This window comes from Actinoplanes sp. CA-030573, from assembly GCF_050951115.1.
Lineage (GTDB): Bacteria > Actinomycetota > Actinomycetes > Mycobacteriales > Micromonosporaceae > Actinoplanes.
Window position 1 is genome coordinate 7852497 of sequence record NZ_CP192038.1, and the last position, 16916, is coordinate 7869412.

The 16916-nt window shown below is 72.8% G+C and carries 14 protein-coding genes; 8 read left to right on the top strand and 6 right to left on the bottom strand.

What is annotated here, in order from left to right; translation table 11 throughout:
* Nucleotides 1–48 precede the first annotated feature (48 nt).
* The 3 genes from ACQP2F_RS36130 to ACQP2F_RS36140 are packed head-to-tail and all read right to left on the bottom strand — an operon-like array spanning nucleotide 49 to nucleotide 1811.
* On the bottom strand, nucleotides 49–333 hold the full coding sequence (locus ACQP2F_RS36130; protein ID WP_433295560.1) for a protealysin inhibitor emfourin: 285 nt from the start codon (nucleotides 331–333) through the stop codon (nucleotides 49–51).
* The gene (locus tag ACQP2F_RS36135; protein WP_433295562.1) at nucleotides 334–1398 is read right to left on the bottom strand and encodes a M4 family metallopeptidase; all 1065 of its coding nucleotides are present in this window, start codon (nucleotides 1396–1398) and stop codon (nucleotides 334–336) included.
* Nucleotides 1395–1811 carry a histidine phosphatase family protein gene (locus tag ACQP2F_RS36140; protein ID WP_433295564.1) on the bottom strand — a complete coding sequence of 139 codons (417 nt, stop codon included), beginning with the start codon at nucleotides 1809–1811 and terminating at the stop codon, nucleotides 1395–1397. Before ACQP2F_RS36140 ends, ACQP2F_RS36135 begins: the two co-directional genes overlap by 4 nt.
* A gap of 152 nt (nucleotides 1812–1963) precedes the next feature.
* Between ACQP2F_RS36140 and ACQP2F_RS36145 the strand changes: the two genes are divergently transcribed.
* Nucleotides 1964–2281, top strand: coding sequence for a DUF4242 domain-containing protein (locus ACQP2F_RS36145; protein ID WP_433295566.1), 318 nt, complete (start codon nucleotides 1964–1966; stop codon nucleotides 2279–2281).
* A gap of 7 nt (nucleotides 2282–2288) precedes the next feature.
* Here ACQP2F_RS36145 and ACQP2F_RS36150 read toward each other — a convergent pair whose 3' ends face one another.
* Complete coding sequence (locus ACQP2F_RS36150) at nucleotides 2289–5222, bottom strand: helix-turn-helix transcriptional regulator (RefSeq protein WP_433295568.1); 2934 nt, start codon at nucleotides 5220–5222, stop codon at nucleotides 2289–2291.
* 168 nt (nucleotides 5223–5390) lie between these two features.
* On the opposite strand from ACQP2F_RS36150, the gene ACQP2F_RS36155 reads away from it, so the two are divergent.
* A complete protein-coding gene (locus ACQP2F_RS36155; RefSeq protein ID WP_433295571.1) occupies nucleotides 5391–6041 on the top strand; it encodes a hypothetical protein in 651 nt (216 codons plus the stop codon).
* A gap of 13 nt (nucleotides 6042–6054) precedes the next feature.
* Nucleotides 6055–7188: a CARDB domain-containing protein gene (locus tag ACQP2F_RS36160; RefSeq protein ID WP_433295573.1), complete on the top strand. Its 1134-nt coding sequence runs from the start codon at nucleotides 6055–6057 to the stop codon at nucleotides 7186–7188.
* Between the two features lie 50 nt (nucleotides 7189–7238).
* Here ACQP2F_RS36160 and ACQP2F_RS36165 read toward each other — a convergent pair whose 3' ends face one another.
* Nucleotides 7239–8069: an SDR family NAD(P)-dependent oxidoreductase gene (locus tag ACQP2F_RS36165; RefSeq protein WP_433295575.1), complete on the bottom strand. Its 831-nt coding sequence runs from the start codon at nucleotides 8067–8069 to the stop codon at nucleotides 7239–7241.
* Between the two features lie 70 nt (nucleotides 8070–8139).
* On the opposite strand from ACQP2F_RS36165, the gene ACQP2F_RS36170 reads away from it, so the two are divergent.
* On the top strand, nucleotides 8140–9057 hold the full coding sequence (locus ACQP2F_RS36170) for a LysR family transcriptional regulator (protein ID WP_433295578.1): 918 nt from the start codon (nucleotides 8140–8142) through the stop codon (nucleotides 9055–9057).
* Nucleotides 9058–9716: 659 nt separating this feature from the next.
* Here ACQP2F_RS36170 and ACQP2F_RS36175 read toward each other — a convergent pair.
* Nucleotides 9717–12863: a BTAD domain-containing putative transcriptional regulator gene (locus ACQP2F_RS36175; protein WP_433295580.1), complete on the bottom strand. Its 3147-nt coding sequence runs from the start codon at nucleotides 12861–12863 to the stop codon at nucleotides 9717–9719.
* Nucleotides 12864–13124: 261 nt separating this feature from the next.
* On the opposite strand from ACQP2F_RS36175, the gene ACQP2F_RS36180 reads away from it, so the two are divergent.
* Genes ACQP2F_RS36180 through ACQP2F_RS36195 form a run of 4 tightly spaced genes read left to right on the top strand, consistent with a single transcriptional unit; the run spans nucleotide 13125 to nucleotide 16915 of the window.
* Nucleotides 13125–14051: a hypothetical protein gene (locus ACQP2F_RS36180; protein ID WP_433295582.1), complete on the top strand. Its 927-nt coding sequence runs from the start codon at nucleotides 13125–13127 to the stop codon at nucleotides 14049–14051.
* Nucleotides 14048–14818 (top strand): vWA domain-containing protein, encoded by a 771-nt coding sequence (locus ACQP2F_RS36185; RefSeq protein WP_433295584.1) that lies wholly within the window; start codon nucleotides 14048–14050, stop codon nucleotides 14816–14818. Before ACQP2F_RS36180 ends, ACQP2F_RS36185 begins: the two co-directional genes overlap by 4 nt.
* Nucleotides 14808–15635, top strand: a complete 828-nt coding sequence (locus ACQP2F_RS36190) for a protein phosphatase 2C domain-containing protein (protein WP_433295586.1) — start codon at nucleotides 14808–14810, stop codon at nucleotides 15633–15635. The genes ACQP2F_RS36185 and ACQP2F_RS36190 overlap by 11 nt, the downstream gene beginning before the upstream one ends.
* Complete coding sequence (locus tag ACQP2F_RS36195) at nucleotides 15632–16915, top strand: protein kinase domain-containing protein (RefSeq protein WP_433295588.1); 1284 nt, start codon at nucleotides 15632–15634, stop codon at nucleotides 16913–16915. The genes ACQP2F_RS36190 and ACQP2F_RS36195 overlap by 4 nt, the downstream gene beginning before the upstream one ends.
* Nucleotide 16916: the final 1 nt, after the last annotated feature.

A 16916-nucleotide genomic window follows, 5' to 3' on the forward strand; every position in this document is an offset into this window, starting at 1 on the left:
ATGTCAATGTCCTGGAGTTCCGGAAACGGGTTTACTGCTCGTTCACGCTCATGAACGCCGCTCGACGAAGTCCAACAGGGCAGCGAAGGCCTCGGTCATGTCCACATCGGAGCGTTTGATAACGGTTTCGCGGTTTCCGTCCGTCACCGTGACGGTGTAGGTCATCGCGTCGCTTGTTGCTCCTGCCGCGCTTTCGCCCTCCCGCTCGGCCTCGTTGATCAACTTGCGCAGCTCGGCGATCTCACCGGGCTTGTCGACGTCCACGACACGGGGCGGCAGCCGCCGGTTGAGCGCGGCTGCCAGACCACCGTGCGTCGCGAGGGTCACCCGCATCTAGCGGCCACGCGGGTTCTTGGGCGGGGTCAAGGTGATCCCGACGCCGTCCCAGGCCGCCCGGACCGCCTCCTGCTCGGGGCCGCCCACGCCGTACAGCTCCCCCGCCTTGGCGAAGGTCGTGTCGGCGAAGTCCTGGAACTGGGTGTCCACGGTGGACGCCTTCAGCGACTCGTACCAGATGTGCCCGGGCGCCTCCCACGAGTTGCCGCCGATGCCGCTGGCCACCAGGTAGAACGCCTTGTTCGGGATGCCCGAGTTGATGTGCACGCCGCCGTAGTCGCCCTCGTCGGTGTCGGGCAGGTCGACGTACCGGTCCATGTGGTCGGGCTGCGGGTCCTTGCCGAAGAGCTTGTTGTCGAACGCGGTGCCCGGCGCCTTCATCGAGCGCAGCGCGTCGGCGTCGATGTCCGGCGTGAACACCTCCGCCCCGATCAGCCAGTCGGCCTGGTCGGCGGTCTGCTTGAGGCTCCACTGCTTGACCATCGAGCCGGCCACGTCGGAGAGCGACTCGTTGAGCGCGCCCGACTGGTTGTGGTACTCGAGGCCGGCCGTGTGCTCGGTGACGCCGTGCGCGAGCTCGTGCGCTATGACGTCGAGCGACCCGGTGAAGTCGGTGAAGACCTGGCCGTCCCCGTCGCCGAAGACCATCTCCTGCCCGTCCCAGAAGGCGTTGTTGTAGCGGGTGCCGCGGTGGACGTACCCCAGCAGCTGCATGCCCCGGTCGTCGATGGAGTTGCGCTGGAGGACGTCGTGGTAGAAGTCCTTGGTCGCCCCGAAGCCGTCGTAGGCGCGGTTGACCGGCGCGTCGCTCACCGGCTCGTCGCCCTCGGAGCGGGCGATCCGGGCCCGCGGCAGGTAGGTGCCGTGCTTGCAGTCGAAGATCGTGCGACGCCCGTCCCCCGGGGTGGCCACCGCGGCCGCCATCGGGCCGCGCACGTCCCGCTGGCCGCGCAGCCGCGCGGTGGTGAGCAGAGTGTTGAGCGCGGCCTCGCGGATGGCCTGGTTGTCGCTGTCGAGCAGCCGACTGAGGATGTACGGCGGCGTGATGCAGTTGAGTCTCATGGCGTGCCTGGTTCCTTCCCGTACTTGAGCGTCACCAGCCCGGCGCTGTCGCCGACGGTGACCACGAAGAGGTTGTCGAACTCGGTCTCCCCGATGACCGGAAGCGGCCCGTCCACCCCGAGCTCGCCGATCACCGCCGGAACGGTGTTGCTGTGCCCGGCGATGAGGACCACGTCCCCGTCGACGAGCTCCTTGGCGACCGCGTCGGGCATCTCGCGGGCCTCGACCCCGACCCGGGCCACGGTCTCCTTGGTGCGCCGATAGGCCGAGGTGAAGACGCGGTTGACCCCCGCGCCCCGCACCACATGCGCGAGCGCGGCGGCCCGCTCGCGCCCGGCGTCGTTGAGTCCCGGATCGGCCGAGGCCGGCGGCAGGTCAATGTCCGCATGGCGGACCAGAAGAATGGTGATCACGTCGCGCACCAGCTTTCACCAGCAGCTAGACGGCAGATACTCTCAGTGATCATCTTCCCGGTCGACCATCGAGTCTCGATCCGGACAGTGCAAGACCCCCGGACGAGCGGATCGGCTGCCCCGGACCGCCCGAACGGGTGAGCCTTCCGGTCATGACGGCACGGCTCTACCGTCGAGACAGAGGGCGGGAGGATGCCATGCCGATTTTCATGATCGAGCGGAACTACGCCGAGCAGCTGGATGTGAACGAGACGGCGGCGGCCGAGATCAATCTGATCAACGACGACGAAGGTGTCAACTGGCTGTACTCCTTCCTGTCGGCCGATCTGCGCAAGACGTATTGCCTGTATGACGCGCCGTCGGCCGAGGCGATCAAGCGGGCGGCCGAGCGCGCCGGCCTACCGGCCGACGTGGTCGTCGAGATCACCGAGAAGGTGCTGCGCACCGGCGTGAAGGTCGCGGCGGTCTGAGCGCCGGCTACGACAACAGACCGTGGTCGGCGGCGTAGCGGGCCGCCTGCGTCCGGTTCCGCGCGCCGGTCTTGCTCAGGATGCTGCGCACATGGTTGGCCGCGGTGTTCTCGGTGATGAACAGCCGCCGGGCGATCTCGCGGTTGCCGAGGCCGGTGCTGATCAGGGCCAGCACCTCGACCTCACGGGCGGTCAGGCCGGCCGGATATGACCCGCGGGCGACACGATCGACTGGGCGTTCCTCGCGGACCGGCGCGGGCAGAGCTCGCAGCACCCGCCGGAGGCGGAGAGGCTCGGCGATGCCGCGCGCGCGGTCGGCGATCTGCTGGATCGCCGACTCGTCGCTTCCTGCCCGCCGACGGTGGTGAATCGTCGCGGCCAGCGTGTGCGCCACGTGCAGCGGCGAGCCCGTGCGGGTGTCCAGCCGCAGGGCGGCCGCCAGCGACTCGTCGGGGTCGCCCCGGCCCAGCAACGAGTCGACCGCGCCGATGTACCGGTCGGCGCTGCCGAACAGCGCGACGAACGGCTCGGCGACCAGGTTGAGGCCCGCGTACTCGGCCAGCGCGGGGCGCAGGTCGGCCGCCGTCGACGTGTCGCGCAGGGCCAGCGCCGCCTCGGTGAGGAAGACCAGGACCATCGGCCACTGCGCCGAATGCGGATCGCACAGGGCCTCATGGTCGAGGATCCAGCGCATCAGGCGACCGGCCGCATCGTCCATGCCGAACTCGGTGTAGAGGGCGAGCAGGCCGGGCGCCCAGAACGCGGCCGGATCCTCGTCGCCGTTGATCATCGCCCGTACGCGGTCGAGGCCGCCCGATTCGCGGCGCAGCATGAAGGTCTGCACGCCGAACGGCCCGTTGGTCTCGTCGGTGCCGAAAGACAGGCCGAGCTTGAGCTGCGCCGCGCAGGTACGTCCCGCGGCCGCGAAGTCGGCCCGGATGAACTGCCGGCCGTACTCGACGCCGTGGGCGAAGTACTCGAAGTAAGCCTGGCCCGTGGAGTAGGCGACCGACGCCAGCTCGCGGTAGGCCGCGTCCATCTGGTCGGGCTCGCCGGCGAGGTAAGCCGCCATGGCGAGGTAATGCGCGCCCGGCCCGAGCGTGACGAGATCGCCGCGGGCGCGGGCGAGCTCCGACACTTCCGCCGCCCGCTCCCGGACCGTCCGCGCGAACCGTACCGAACGGCGCTCCCACAGACCGGCCGAGAGGGCCTCCATGACGAGGGACTCATCCCCGGTCGCCCGAGCCATGTCGATCGCCGCGGTGATGCTGCGGGAGGCCAGCTCTCGCTCGCCGGTGAACGCAAGGGCCCGGCCCAGCGCGGCCGTGGCCCGCACCCGGTCGTGGTCGGCCGGATCGTCCGGAACCGCCGTCAGCGCCCGTCGCAGGAGATTCACCGCCATGTGCCCGGGCAGCCCCGGCCGCCAGGAGGCCGCCTCGAAGGCGATCGCCGCCCGCAGTCGCTGACGCGGTTCGCCGGTGCGCGCGACCTGCTCGGCCAGCTCGCGGGCGCGCACGAAATCGTTGGCATGGACGTGCTGGGTGACGGCCTCCAGAAGCGCCTCGTCCCGGTCGGCCGGAGCCGTCATCAGGGCCGCCGCTCGTTCGTACAGGCGTCCGGCGTCGCGATGCGCGAGGCCCGCCGCGGCCGCCTTCGCCGCCTCGATCAGAAAATGCACCGCCTGCTCGGTGAAGCCCAGCGGATGCGCGCTGGCGTAGTGATGTGCGAGGCGACGCACCCGATGCCGGATCGCCGGCATTCGCTCGATCACCACGGCGATATTTGCGTGGCATTGCATCCGCACCGACGCCGGCACGAAGTCCAGAACCGACTGCCGGGCGAGCGCGTGCGCGAAGCGGAAGACACCGTCGTCGGCGATCGGCAGCATCAGCCCGGCGTGGACGCACGCGTCCACGGCCGTGAGCACCGTCCGCTCCGGCCATCTCCCGGCGGCGAGCAGGATCGCCGGCTCCACCTCCTCCCCGATGACCGCGGCCAGGCTCGCGACCTCGACCTGTTCCGGGAGCAGCCGGTGCATGCGGCTCTGTAAGGCATCGCGGACGGAAACCGGGGGCGCTGCCGTCTCGTCGAGCGGGCGCATCGTGCGTCGGCTCCGCAGATCGCGCCAGAGCTCCTGGACGAAGTACGGGTTCCCGCCCGTTTGCCGGCGCAGGTAGCCGGCCGTCTCCTCGGCACGGTCACCGGTCAGACCGCCCTCGCCTCGGAGCCAGGTCGCGATGTCCTCGGCCCGCAACGGCTCGAGGTCGATGCGGCGGACGCCCCCGGCCCCCTGCAGCGCGGCGACGGTCTGCACCAGGGGCGCCGACCGGTCGGGCGGGGCGTCCCGATAGGTGGCCAGGATCAGCAACCGGCAATCGGCGGTGTGCTGCACCACGTAGGTGAGCAGTTGCTGGCCGGCCGGCCCGCTCCAGTGCAGGTCCTCCAGGATCATCAGGATCGGGCCGGCCCGGGCCATCGTCCTGATCGCCAGGACCGCGGCCTGGCACAGCTGCCGCTGGAACGCGCGAGTCGTGTCGGCCACGTCCAGGTCCTCGCTCGCCAGCGCGTGCAACCACGAGACGACCGGCCGGCCGCCGGGCGCGATTTCCGGCGGCGACTCGGCCAGGGCGCCCGAGTCGTACGCCTCGAGGACGCCCGCCAGGGGCTCGATGAACGGCTGGTACGGATGCCCGAGATCGGCGACGCACGCCCCGATCAGGACGGTGGCACCGGCATCGTGCAGCACGACGGCGGCCTCGGCGGCGAGCCGCGACTTGCCGGTGCCCGCGTCGCCTCCCACGAACACCGCCTGCCGGGCGCCGGCGAGCACGGCCGTCCAGGCCTCGTCCAGCACCGCGAGCGCGCCCTCCCGGCCGACGAGCGGGCGGCTCGCGGCGCGCTTCCACTGCTCCGGCAACGGTGGCGGTATCCACCCGGTCACCACCTCACGCTAACCGCGCGTACCGGCCGGGTCGACCGGGCCGGATAGTCAGATCTGACCAGGCGGCCGGCATTTCGCCGTACCGGCAATTCTGGTCATGCGATCGAGAATTCGCGGTTCGTACGGTCGACGGCATCGGCACCTCCGATACGACGAAAGGAAACGGAAATGTCGACGACCGCAGCCACCTCGGCGGTGACACTCGTCGCCACCGAGCTCAAGCAATGGCGCATCGGCGTGGATCGGCCCGGAAACGTTCTGCCGAAACGGCGTTTCGAGGACTACCCCGACCGCAGCTACAACCTCAAGGGCCTGAAACCGCGCAAGTTCCTGCAGTACGAGGAGCAGCAGTTCGGCATCAACCTGGGCTGGACCGACGACGCCGAGCCGGCGACCGCCCGCCGGGTGGCGCGCTGGTTCCTCGCCCGTCCGGGCACCGCGAACGGCCCGCTGCTCTACGGCGAGCCGGTGGCCCTCGCGAACGGAAAGGATCCCTCGTTCCTGCGTTACAAGACCCGTCAGTTCGGCATCAACCTGGACTGGTCGCACGACCCGGTATTCGAATGGAAGGTCGCCGGCGGAAAGGCCGGGCAGCCGGTGCACACCGCCGACAACGTCGCCATCTACAACTCCCGGGTGGACGTCGAGGGCGGGCACGGCGACTTCTTCGTCCATTTCCAGCGGCAGATCGGGGCCAACATCGGGTGGACGACGAGCCCGTCCTGGTTCGACCAACTGGAGCAGGAGCTGAAGAAGCTGCTCCCCGAGGGCATCGACCGGGCCATTCGGGCCGCGGTGCTGGCCGCCTTCGGACTCTGACCGGTCTCCGGCGATGACAGCGGAGAGCCCTGCGACCGGCCCGCAGCCGACGGCCGGACGAGACCTCACGATCGCGACCTTCATCGGAGTCGTCGCATCGATCTGTGGCGCGCTGCTCGCCGAAGCGTTCGGACACGGCACCCCGACCACCAGGCTGGTCGGGGCGGCCGTGGCCGCGGCGGTGGCCGCGCTCTTCTCCGTGACCGGGCCATACCTGCATCTGCGGGCCGCGGCCGGCGTCCTGGTCACGGTCCTGGCCCTGGCCATCACCTACAGCGGCGCGAAGGTCGCCGAGGCGGTCGCCAAGCCCAGCACGGAGATCTTTGCCGGGCCGGGATCGTCCGGTGCGGCCGACCCGCCGACGACTCCACCGACGACGGGTGCGCCGAGCGCGACCCCGACCGGCGACGGCACGTGCGGCGGCGGCGTCTGCATCCTGGTGCAGCCGGCCACGCTGCACTGCACGCCCACGGCGTGCGATTTCCCGGTGACGGTGTCCGACCCCGGCGGCCGGCGCGCCCTCCGGGTCACCCGGCTCGAACTGGTCGGCCCGGACGCGGCCGACTTCCGCTATGACGCCGGCTGCACCGGCGACGAGGTGCCCGCCGGCAAGCCGTGCCGGATCGAGGTTGCCTTCACCGGCACGACCGCCGGCAGAGCGACCCTCGTCATCCATCAGAACCTGAAAGGCCCCGCGTCGCGAGTCGCGCTCATCGGCGAGCCAGGCCCGTCGCCGTCCACCGATTCCGGCCCCGACGCCCTGCCTGACCTGACCATCAGCGGAACGCCACAGTGCTCGGTCATCCGTAACGGCTCGCTGACCGGCGCCGACAACTTGACCATCTTTCTCGCGGTTCGCAACGCCGGCCCCGGCCCGGTCGACCGGCTGGTTCCGTTCCGGCTGACCAGCGACACCGGCCTCGCCGGGAGCGGCAACACGGCCGCGCCCGCCGCCGGCGACAGCGTGACCGGCATGCAGGTGGACCTGAGCCCCGGGGACTACCACCGATCCCACCGGTTCACCATCACGGCCGACCCTCGGAACGAGATCCCCGAGCAGTACGAGACCAACAACTCCCGCCGGGTGACCGTCAGCCTGCAGTCCCGGCCCCGATCCGAGGCCGCGCAGCCCTGCTGGCTGAGCTGAGCGAGACCGTCGTGCCGGGGACCGCCATCCCCGGCACGACAAGGCACTGCTCACTTCCAGGGCAGGACGCGACCGTGGCGGACCAGCTCGCCGTAATGGGCCGGGTCGATCGGGTCGAGGGCCAGTCCGAGCAGGGCGACGGCGGCCTCGGCCGGGCTGGGCGCGGCGCTGACGTCCCACCACAGGGCCGAGGTGGGTGTGTTGATCATGCCGGGGCAGGCGGCGGCGATGAGGATCCCGCGGCCCCGGTCACTTTCGCGTCGTTGGGCGGCGATGGCGCGTACGGCCGCGACCTGCCCGATCTTCGACGGAATGTTGACGAAACCGGGCCACGGGCCGCCCCGGGCGCTGCCGTCCTTGACCGCGTCGCGCCAGGCCGCGACCTGCTTGTCGACCTCGTCCAGCGAGGACAGACCGTCGAAGCGGTCGTGCAGCACGGGCGCCAGGTAGTGCAGGGTGCCGAGCGAGCTGGCCACGACGATCATCCGGCCGCCGTCGCGCAGCAGCGGCCCGAACGCTCGCAGCAGCCGCGTGGTGCCGAAGTTGTTCACCTCGGTGTAGGCGTCGGCGATCACGCGCGGGTCGTCCTCGGGGCCGACGCGCATCACCGCGTTGCCGAAGACGATGTCCACGCCGCCGTGCCGTTCCGCGATCCGGTCGGCGACCAGCGCGGCGGCCTCGGGGCGGCCCACGTCGAGGACCTCGCCGCGTACCCGCGCGCCACCGGCCGGCATCGCCTCGACGGCCGCGGCGATCCGCTCCGGGGCGCGCCCGGTGAGGTAGACGGTGTCGTCCGGGCTTAGCCGCCGCGCCAGCCCCTCGGCCAGCGCGCGGCCCAGCCCCTGTGTGGCCCCCGTGATCAGGGCAACCTGGGAAGTCATGCCTCGACGCTAGGCAGCGGCCGGTCATGCTGCCAACGAGAAAGACTCAGGCGTGGTATGCGTATCTGTCATGGCCTTCACCGACGCGTCGCTGACCGCGCTGCGGGTGTTCCGGGAGGTGGCCGAGCGGGGCACGCTCACCGCCGCGGCGGTCGCGCTCGGCTACACCCAGTCCGCGGTCTCGCGGCAGATCGCCTCCCTGGAGCGGGCGGCGGGCACCCCGCTGCTGCGGCGAGGGCATGATGGCGTACGCCTCACGGCCGCCGGCCGGCTGGTGCTGCGGCGCGCCGCCATCGTCGTCGACCAGATCGACGCGGCCGCCCGTGAGCTGGCCGGCCTGCCCGACGAGCGGGCCACCGTCCGCCTCGGCTGGATCGCCAGCGCCGGCGCCTGGCTGCTCCCCCGCGCCCTGGCCGACCTGCGGCGTACGCACCCGGGCATCACCGTCGTCACCCGCGAGGGCAGCACCCCGGCCCTGGTGCGTGCCCTGCGCGCGGGCACGATCGACCTGGCCGTGCTGGCCTCGGCGCCACCCTTCCGCCCGCCCGACGCCGAGTCCCCGGCCCTGTCGCTGCGGACGCTCGCTGAGCGCAGCCTGTGCGTCGCCGTCCCGGCCACCGATCCGCTGGCCCGGGGCGAGAGCATCGACGTGGCCGACCTGCACGGCCGGCAGTGGATCGCCGGTCCCGCCTCGGAGGACCGCCTGATGGGCGTCTGGCCCGGCCTCGGGGAGCGCCCGGTCGTCGCCCACACGGCCCGGGACTGGCTGGCGAAGCTCCAGCTGGTGGCGGCCGGTTGCGGTCTCACCACGGTCCCGGCGGCGATGTCGCGCGCGGCTCCCGAGGGCGTGCGCATCCTGCCGGTCCGCGGAGGCCCGCGCGAGCAGCGGCGGTTGCTGCTGGCCCGGCTGCCCACCCCGCCACCGGAGCCGGTCCTCCGCCTGGCCGAGGCCCTGCGGGCCGCCGCCGTCACCGACAGCCCCAGCTAGCCCTGGCGCGCGGCCTCGCCGCAGCGCGCGATAGACCGCAGCGCGCGATAGACCGCAGCGCGCGATAGACCGCAGCGGCGCACGGGAGAGGCCGCAGCGCACGAGAGAGGCCGCAGCGCACGAGAGAGGCCGCAGCGCACGGGAGAGCCGCAGCGTGCGGGAGAGGCCGCAGCGCGGGAGGAGCCGTGCGCGGGAGGAGTCGTCGTGCGCGGGAGGAGGCGTGCGCGGGAGGAGGCGTCGTGCGCGGGAGAGGCCGTCGTGCCGGGGACCGCCATCCCCGGCACGACGGCTTGCGGGCGGTGGGCTGTCTGGGGCTTTGCACCGCGAAGGCGTGAAGCCCACCGCTCGAACCTGGAGGCGCCCCGCGCGGTCACCATCGGCGAGCTGTCAGCGCGGCAGCGTCAGCCCGGCCGGCGAGCTGCCGGCAAGGCGGCGGCCCAGTCGGCCAACTACCGGCACGGCGGCGTCGGGGCGGCCGGCGAGCACCCGACACGGCGGCGTCGGCCGGGGCGGCGCCGCCCGGGAGCGTGGCGGCCACCGCGAGGCCGGCCACCGCCGGCAGCGCGGCCCAGCGGTGGCCGGACAGTGAGTGGAGCAACGGCATGTCCGACAGCATGCCGGGAAGGTCTGATGCGGGTCTGAAACGGCGCTGAAAGCGCTCAGCAGCCGGTGCACACGGGCGTGCGCAGCGACTCGGTGCGCCGCGCGGCCGGCTCGGCGCCGAGGTCGGTGAAGATCTGCTGCGCCTCGCGCAGGGAGGCGTCGTCGCCGGCGTCGAGCAGCGCGAGCGCGGCGTCGTAGGGACAACCGAGGACGCTGAGCTGGGCGGCGGCATCCGCGGGCACCATCGCGTACGGAGTGAGCGGCCGTCCCCGCGCCGGCCGGAGCGAGCCGGTGCGGCGCAGCCAGGAAGCGACCTCGCCGCGGCGCCACGGGTCCGCGCCGGCCGCCGCGTCGTCGGCCAGCTCCGCGGTGCGGACCGCCTCCGCCGTGCGGCCGGCCAGCCAGTGCGCCTCGGTCCGGGCGAGCCGGACGGCGATGATCTGCTGTGGCTCGCCGGTCGCCTGCGCGAGCGCGGTCGCCTCGTCGAGCAGCGCCGCCGCCTCCGGCTCGCCGCGCCGGACGGCGATCAGGGCGAGCCGGATCAGGCCGCAGAGCCGGCTGGCCGAGCGGCCGGCGCCGGCGTCGGCGAGCAGCTCGCGGGTCAGGGCGGCGGCCTCGTCCCAGCGGCCCTGACGCAGCATCATGTTCGCCTTCTCGCCGCGCAGGCAGATGGCGTACGAGGTCAGGTCGTGCTCCTCGCAGTAGGCGATGCCCTCGGCCAGATACAGCTCGGCCTCGGCGAACCGTCGCTCGTCGACGTACAGCGAGCTGAAGTTGGTGTAGGCCCGGGCCGCCTGGTCCTGGTGGCGGTCGGCCAGCGCCAGGTCGAGCGCCTCGCGCATCAGCACGGTCCACTCCCGGCCCTGCCCCCGCGCGCTCACCGCCCGGGTGTCCAGCGCATCACTGCGTACGCAGGTCGCATCGATCTCCTCCGCCAGCCGCTCCGCCCGCCGGGCCAGCGACTCCGCCCCCGGGTAGTCGGAGAACAGCATGCGCTGGTTGGCGAACGTCGCGTAGGCCCAGGCCAGCTCCACGCTCGGGCCGAGCGGCTCGAGCACGTCCACGGCCGCCGCCACCGTCGCGAGCGCCTCGCGGCCGCGGCAGAGATTCCAGCGGATGCGCGACAGCCGGCGCAGCGCGTCACCCTCGTGGCGCCGGTCGCCCTCGGCCCGCCACAGCCCGAGCGCGCGCTCCTCGGCCCGCTCGGCCTCCGGCCATTCGTCGAGCATCACCAGCTCGTCGGCGAGCAGGTCGTGCAGCCCCGACCGCAGGCCGGCGGGCGCGGCGCCGGCGAACCGCAGGGCCCGCCGCAGCTGGGCCACCGCCTCCCGGTGGCAGCCCATGTCGCGGGCGTGCCGCGCGGCCGCCGGCGCGTGCCGCAGGACCGCGCCCGCGTGCCCGGCGGCCTCGGCGTGGAACGCCATCCGCGCGTCGTCGTCGCAGCCCTGCTCGTTCAGCGCCGCCAGCACCCGGGCGTGCACCATCTGGGCCCGGTGCGGCGGCACCGACTCGGCGATGGCCAGCCGGGCCAGCTCGTGCCGGAACCGCACCCGGGACCCGTCGGCGATCAGCAGGCCGGAGTCGAGCAGGTCGTCGGCGAGCCCGCCCGGGTGGGCGGCGACCGCCGAGATCAGCCGCGGCTCGACCCGGGCGCCGATCAGCGCCGCCACCTCGAGCACCTCGCGCGGCGCCCGGTCCAGCCGCGCGGCCCGGGCGAGCACCGTGTCGCGCACCGACGTGGGCACCACGGCGCTGCCCGAGCGCAGGATCTCGGTCACGTAGAACGGGTTGCCGCCGGTGAGCCGGTGCAGCTCGGCCGGCTGCCAGCGGCTGCCCTCGGCCAGCGCCCGCACCGCGGCCGGCGAGAGCGGCTCGAGGTCGACGTGCCGGGCCGAGCGGTGCGAGCCGAGGTCGCCGAGCGTCACACAGAGCCGGGCGCTCTTGTTCAGCCCGTCGTTGCGGTACGTGACGACCAGCAGTACCGGGGTGTCCCGCAACCGCCGGACGAGGTAGCGCAGCAGGTCGAGGGTGGCGTCGTCGGCCCAGTGCACGTCCTCGACGACCAGCACGTCCAGCCCCGGGCCGGCGCCGAGCTGCCGGACCAGGGCCCGGAACACCACGTCCCGGTCGGCGCCCGGTCGCGCACAGGCCTCGAGCAGTTCCCCGCCGAGCTGGTCGGCGAGGTCGTGCAGCGGCCCGAGCGGGCGCGGGGTGAACAATCCCTCGCAGGCGCTCCACAGCCACCGCGCGCCGGGCAGCTCCCGCCGCAGCCGCTCGACCAGCACCGACTTGCCCACGCCCGCCTCGCCGGCGATCAACGCGACCCGGCCGCCACTCTCGCGCGCCTCCCCGGCCAGGCTGATCAGGGCGGCCAGGGCCGCTTCCCGCTCGACCAACGGCGGTTCCAGGTCATACGCCGCCTCGGCCCGCACCGATGGCTCCGGCCGCGGGGACAGCGTCGATCCCTCCAGCCCGAGCAGCGCCGGGTCCTGCCGCAGGATCGCCGTCTCCAGGTCACGCAGCGCCGGCGACGGGTCGACGGCGAGATCGTCGCGCAGGGCCCGGTGCAGCCGGCGGTAGGCGGCCAGCGCCTCCGCCTGCCGCCCGCCGCGGTAGAGCGCCAGCATCAGCAGGGCGCACGCCTGCTCGTCGAGCGGGTCGGCGCCGACCAGCTCCTCCAGCGACACCACCGCCTCGGCGTGCTTGCCCAGCCGGAGCTGGGTCTCGCCGAGCGCCCGCAACCCCTGCCCGCGCAGCTGGTCGAGCCGGTCGGCCTGCTCACCCAGCCAGGGCGCGGCGACCGTGTCGGCCAGCGGCCGCCCCCGCCACAGCGACAGCGCCTCGTGCAGCAGCGACTCACCCGCCTCGGCCCCGGCCTGCCGCCCGTCCCGGATCAGGCGCTCGAAGTCGGCGACGTCGGTCTCGACCCGGCCCGGGTCGAGCAGATATCCGGGCTGCTGCCGGACGATCGCGTCCCGGTGGCCGAGCACGCCGCGCAGGTAGGAGACATGGCTCTGCACCGTGTTGAGCGGCGTGGCCGGCGGGTCCTCGCCCCAGAGCACGTCGGCGAGCCGATCGGTGCTCACGATCTCGCCGCGGTGCAGGGCGAGCGCCGCGAGGACGGCCTTGCGGCGCGCCCCGCGCACCGCCCGCGGCTGCCCGCTCACGACGACGTCCACCGGCCCCAGAAGCCGAACTCGCATCGGCCGCACCTTTCCCCCGTCCCGAAAGCGGCTCCAATGTAGGCGCAGCTCCCAAGGACAAGAGTCGTAGATCTTACCGGTCCGGCAATCGGCCGGACCGAAATAGCGGCCCTTTCCCGATTTGCGAGCAACAATTTCGGTACGCGCTCCCAAACGACTGGCCCGAAATCGCTTATGCCGAAAATGATGACGTCCCCCGCGCGCGTGTCGGAATCTTTCCGGAGCGATCTCGGCACCTTGCCGAAGCGCTAGGTTTCCGCCATGAAGGCTGGAGCCGCCACCCCGTCCCGGCCCGCCGGCATCGCGCTCGGCGTGGCCGCGGTGCTGGTGCTCGGCCCGCTGCTGGCGGGCGCCGTCTGGAACGGCAGCGATCTCGCGAATGACGCCGCCGTGGTCGATCTGCGCCAATACCGACTGGCGGACGATCAGGCATTGAGCGACCAACTCGACAAGAAGAAAGTGTCCGAGGCCGGTCGCGTGATCGTCATCCGGCCCGGATCGGAGAACGGCGAAAAGCTGTATTGCCCGAGCGACGATCTTCCGAAGTCATGTGCATTGATGAAGGAGATCGAAGAACGCACGACCACGGTTTCGCCCGATACCGATCCGATCGCCGTCCTGGCCGCCTTCGGGGGATCGCCAGAAGTCGACCGAAGTCGCGTCACCATCGTGCACCTTCACCAGGGCCACGCCTTCGGCTGGTGGCCGGCGCTAGAGGTTGGTCTGCTCATGACGATCATCGCGGCCGGGTCCTTCTTCTTCCTCGATCGTTCCGCGCGCCGCCGCCGTCTCGTCACGGCACCGGCCTACAGCGTCCCGCCGCCCCCGACCGACGCGTCCCGGCCCGAGCCGCAGATATCCCGGTCCGTGGCCGTGCCGTCCGCCGCGCCGCCGGCCGGCCCGGCTCCCCGCCGCCGCCCGCCGCCGCGGCCCGATCCGCCGGCGCCGCCCGGCCCCCTGCCCGCCGATGTCGTCGGCGCGGTGCCGATCGGCCGGCAGGTCGTGGCCCGCACCCACTTCGGTCCCGGAGGCGGCTTCGTCGACATCGGCGGAGTGGTGGTGTGGGCCAGTTTGGAACAACCCGGCGAGCCGGTGTATCCAGGCCGCCGCCTGTCCGTCCTCTCCATGAGTGCGGGCGTTGATTCGCTCGTCGTCTCCAGCCGCGTCAGCGAGGAGGTCCGGCCGTGACCGTCGATGCCCTGCCCGTCCGGCAGGCCCGTAACCGCACCCTGATCATGCTCGTCCTGGACACCTCGTCCTCGATGCGCCAGACCGGCGCGATCGACGAGCTGAACGACGCGCTGCAGAAGTGGTGCGCCGAGCTGCGCGGCAACGACGCGCTCCAGATGTCCGGCGAGATCGCGATGATCACGTTCGGCAAGGACCACGTCGTCGCCGTCGACCCCAGCGGGCAGGCGGCCGGCCAGGCCCGGCGGCCGTTCGTGCCGCTGCGCCAGTTCCATCCGCCGGAGCTGGCCGCCGACGGCCTCACCCCGATGGTCGAGGCGATCCAGTACGCGCTCGAGGTGCTGAGCGTGCGCAAGAGCGAGCTCACCGCGGAGGGGCTGGGCCTCGCGTACCGGCCGATGATGTATCTGATCACCGACGGCGTGCCCACCGACCTGGAGGGCAACCGCACCGACCGGTGGCGGGACGTGGCCGCCATGCTGCGCCAGCACGAGGCGGGCAAGCACCTGCTGTTCTTCGCGCTCGGCGTGCGCGGCGCCGACCAGGAGGTGCTGCGCGGGCTCGCCCCCAAGTCATGGTACCTGCTCGGCGACACCGACTTCAGCAAGGTGCTCCGGCTGGTCTCGACCAGCATCGGCTCGGCACAGGCCGAGTCGCGCGACGCCCCGGCCGACGCCGTCTACGAGCATTTCCAGCGGGACAACCGGAAGAACGAGGAGATGCGCCGCTGGCTGGACGAAGAGGGCGCGAGCTCCGATGGCCGCTAGCCGGTTCGACACCCGCTGGCGGGTCATCTCGGCGTCGGTGGCCGGGCCCAACCACACCAGCCTGGGCATCGAGAACCAGGACAACCTGCGGCAGGGCCCGGTCGGCGACGGGCTGCACCTGCTGGCGGTGGCCGACGGCGCCGGCTCGCAACCGCGGTCGGCGCACGGCTCGCGGCTGTCGGTGGAGGCGGCGTGGGAGGCGGCCGACCGCACGTTCGTGAAGGCGCCGCGCACGCTCGACCAATGGCACGAGACCACCCGCCGGTACGCGACGGCCTGCCTGACCCAGTTCGACGAGCTGGTCGAGCGGGCGATCACGCCGCTGCGGAACCGGCCGACCGCGACCGGCGTCACCAGCGTGTCGCGGTCCGAGTTCGCCACCACGCTGCTCGCCATCGTCGCCGACCCGCCCTGGTTCGCGTACGTATGCGTGGGCGACGGGTTCCTGGTGATGGAACGCTCGCCCGGCGGCTCCCGGCTGGTCATCCCGCCCCCGTCCGGCCGGCAGGCGGCCAACGAGACCGTCTTCATGACCTCGCCCGGCCGCGACCGCGACCTGCGCTGCGGCCTGATCGTCGACACCGGCGCCCGCGGTCTCGCGCTGTGCACGGACGGGCTGATCGACGGGATGCTCGACGTCGGCCGCGGACCGGACGGCATCGGCCTGCTCTGCGCCCCCGAGGACTTCGACGCGTACTTCGCGGCCTTCCGCACGCCCGGCGTGGACGGCAGCGAGCTCAGCCGCAAGCTCCAGTCGCGGGAGTTCGCGGCCTCCTCCGGCGACGACAAGACCATGCTGATGGCGGTGCTCCGATGAGGACGCGGCGGCTGCACACCCCCGGCGGCCGGCCGGTCGACATCGTCGTCGACCAGGAGATCGGCAGCGGCGCCGAGGGCGTGGTCTACCCGGTGGCCGACTCGCCGCACGTCTGCGCCAAGATCTACTCCGACTTCGACCGGTCCGCCGCCTCCGGGCCGCGGCTCGACGCCCTGACCGCGCTCGAGCCGGTGACCTGGGGCGGTGACTGCCCGGAGCACCTGCACGTGGCCTGGCCGCGGACGACCCTGCGCGACGGCAAGGGCCAGCTGCGCGGCGTCGTGGTCCCGCGCATCGAGGGCACGCCGCTGCTGCGCCTGCTCGACGCCGGGGCCCGCATCGAGCTGCTGGACGAGCCCACGTGGCGGACCACGTTCGCGATCGCGGCCCGGCTCGGGCGCCTGTTCGACATGCTGCACGGCGCCGGCATCGTGATCGGCGACGTCAGCCCGGCCAACGTCCTGGTCGACCGGCACGGGCACGTGACGCTGCTGGACTGCGACGGCGTGCAGTTCACCGATCCGGCGACCGGCACGCGGTTCGCCGGGGAGAAGTTCACGCCCGAGTACGGCGCACCGGAGGCGCTCGACGTCAAGGGACTGACCCGCGAGCACGACCTCTTCGGGCTCGGCGTGGTGATCTGCCAGCTGATGATGGAGGGCGAGCACCCGTTCGGCGGCGTCTCCACCGCGGTGCCGCCGTCGACGAGCGTCGAGGAGAACATCAAGCGGCGCAACAACCGGCTCACCCACCCGGACCGGCTGGTGCCGATGGCCGACAGCATCTCGGCCGAGATCCTGCCGCCGAAGGTGCGCGACCTCATTCAGCAGTGCTTCGAGGACGGGTACGACGATCCGCTGCTCCGCCCGAGCGGGCGCGCCTGGTCGCACGTGCTCGAGCAGGCGAGCTTCGAGCTGATGGGCTGCCGGTACAACCCGCGGCACGCGTACCACCGCTCGGCCCCCGAATGCATCTGGTGCGCCCGGATCGCCGGCGGCTTCGGCGACCACTTCCCGCCCCCGGCCGACTGGGTGCCGCCGCCCGGCGCCCGCCCGCTCCCGCTGGTGCCGGTGGAGACCGCCGGCGCGGTCATGACCCGGCCGCCGGTCACCTATCCGGCGCCGCCCTGGCCGTACCCCCGAATGCCCTTCGTCCCGGTGCCGGCCGCGCCGCCGGCGCCCGCCCCCCGCTCGTCTCGCAAGCAGGCGCTCCGCATCGTGGTGTGGGCTGTCGCGGTGGTGCTGGCCATCTGCTTGCTGATCGCCATCTTCGGACACTGAC